General features: G+C 58.6%; 1 protein-coding gene. It reads right to left on the reverse strand.

Annotated elements, in window-relative coordinates:
* Positions 1-122: 122 nt before the first annotated feature.
* Positions 123-1,610: a group II intron reverse transcriptase/maturase gene (gene ltrA / locus EWH12_RS21705; protein WP_129927799.1), complete on the reverse strand. Its 1,488-nt coding sequence runs from the start codon at positions 1,608-1,610 to the stop codon at positions 123-125.
* Between the last annotated feature and the right edge of the window lie 613 nt (positions 1,611-2,223).

Genomic DNA, 2,223 nt, shown 5'->3' on the forward strand with positions numbered 1-2,223 from the left:
CGTCGGGTAGGCACGGCCCGTTGCCGGGCCGCACCCCCCTCAGAACCGGACTTGATAGTTTCCCATCATCCGGCTCAAGCCTTTCAGAAGCCCGGTATCACCCGAGCCAGCAGCACCCGGAACTAGGGAGAGTTGGACCGGGACAACGTGACCGTATTCCCGTTGGGTGCTCGTCGCCGTTTGGCAAAGTAGCTATCCCAAGCAGGATCGAACGGATTGGCCGCTGCCCGGATTTTGACGTGGCGGCGGATGGGAACCGAAGCGGCCTCGAACAAGCTTTCGACCGTTGGATTCCCAGCGCTGTCCGTCGCTGCTGCCTTGAACACCCAATTGCGGGCGCCTTCGCGGTGGAAGTATTTCTGCTTCACCCATCGGCGCGACTTGTTGGGATGTCGGCGGCAAGCCCAACGCCAGAGCCGCTCCCAAGTGTAGCTGTCGACCTTTTTGAAGGTGTCCTTGGCTACCTGATTGCGGTGATAGTTGGCCCATCCGCGGATAATGGGGTTGAGCCGCCCTATCAGTTCCCCCTGCGTTATGCTGGTGGCTCCCCTGATTACGCCTCCGATTTTGCGCATGATTGCCGCCACGTTCTTTCTGGCGGGTCGGATGAAGAGTTTCCCCTTCATCCTGCGTACGGTCCAGCCAAGGAAGTCGAAGCCTTCCTCGACCCGAACGATGCGGGTCTTCTCGGCGGACAGAGATAGTCCCCTTTCCGACAGGAAGCCCTCAATTAGCGCCTTCGCTTGTTCCAGCACCTCTTGCGAGGAGCCGGTGACCACGAAGTCGTCCGCGTAACGTATCAGACGGACCTTGGTAGTTCGGTTGCGCCGTTCCGGGCCGAAGTGCTCCCGAAGCAGCGCTTCCATCCCATCCAAGGTCATGGATGCGAGTGTGGCCGAGATAACCCCGCCTTGGGGAGTCCCGGCCTTCGTCGCAAACCACGCGCCGTCCAGCATGTAGCCGGAGTCCAGCCATTTCCGGAGTATCACCTTGTCCGTGGGGATGTTGGCGACAAGCCAGTCCTTGCTGATTTCGTCGAAGCAGGCGGAAATGTCCGCGTCTAAAACCCAATCCGCCGTTCCTTTGCCTTTCAGCGCGAGGAAGCACCGCCCGACCGCATCTTGGGCGGCTCGATACGGTCGGAAACCGTATGAGTTTGGGTCTGCTGTGGTTTCCGCTACTGGCAAAAGCGCGAGCAGGTGGAGTGCCTGCATCGCCCTATCGGCCATGGTGGGAATCCCCAGAGGACGAAGTTTTCCGTTTGCCTTGGGTATGAACACCCGTCTCAGCGGCTGAGGGCGGTAATCCCGCCGCGTGAGTGACGATATTCCTCTGACTTTCTTGCCCGGTGAGTCCCAGATGATCCGATCCATCCCGGGCGTTCTCTTTCCTTTGTTCTCGGTAACCCGTTTCACGGCAAGCGCCTTGCCGCTGAACGAGGTGGTCAGCAGCCGTTGCAGGGCTTTCACCCGGCCCCAGCGTCCTTCCTTTACTGCTTTCGCGATACGCACTTGCAGCCGTCGCACGGTTTGTCGTACCTTGCGCCAGTCGATCTGGTTCCAGTCCGCCTTCCCGTGGGAGGCCGCACCAGTCGTAATACTGACCGTCATTTGCCTGTCCTCCTATGAGGGTTCTGCCTGTTCTCTCGCGACGAGAGACCAGTCGGAAGTCTGCTCCCTTTCGGGCGGGGTGATGTTGGTGAGTCGCAACCCCTATCCAGACCATTACAGCCCGGCATTCGCTTTCTCCGACCTCCTCTACCCGCATCCCCAGCAGCTTTCCTTGCGGTCGGCCTGCCCATTGCGGGGCAGAGATACGGGCTTACCGTGTTTCACTTAAGTAACGATGGTGGGTTAGATCCTGCCTGTTCGCCGGCAGCCGTTATGTCCGTGTACCCCCATGCCACATGGGGTAGCCGGCTGCTTACCTTTTGGTTCAAGCCTGTCAGCATCTTTGGCTTGTTGGAATGACGACGTTTATCAGCAGTTCACTTTCGTTGATCATACCACCGAGCCTAGCGCCTATCCGCATCGATGCTCGCAGAAATATCGATTCCTCGCGGGTTCGATATCGTCCGAAGACACGGCTACATTGTCCCGGCAGCTTCACACCGAACCGTTACCAGTCCCGCATGTGCCGGTAGGCTACTGATGACGGAACATCAGGTTTGATTCATGAGATAACTCCTTTCAAACAATTACTTAAGCGACTTCACGTCGCACG

Origin of the sequence: Sphingobium cupriresistens (assembly GCF_004152865.1) — a bacterium.
Taxonomy (GTDB): Bacteria; Pseudomonadota; Alphaproteobacteria; order Sphingomonadales; family Sphingomonadaceae; genus Sphingobium; species Sphingobium cupriresistens.

Excerpts from the sequence above, each read along its gene's own strand:
- ltrA (WP_129927799.1), bottom strand. The coding sequence starts at position 1,610 with ATGACGGTCAGTATTACGACTGGTGCGGCCTCCCACGGGAAGGCGGAC.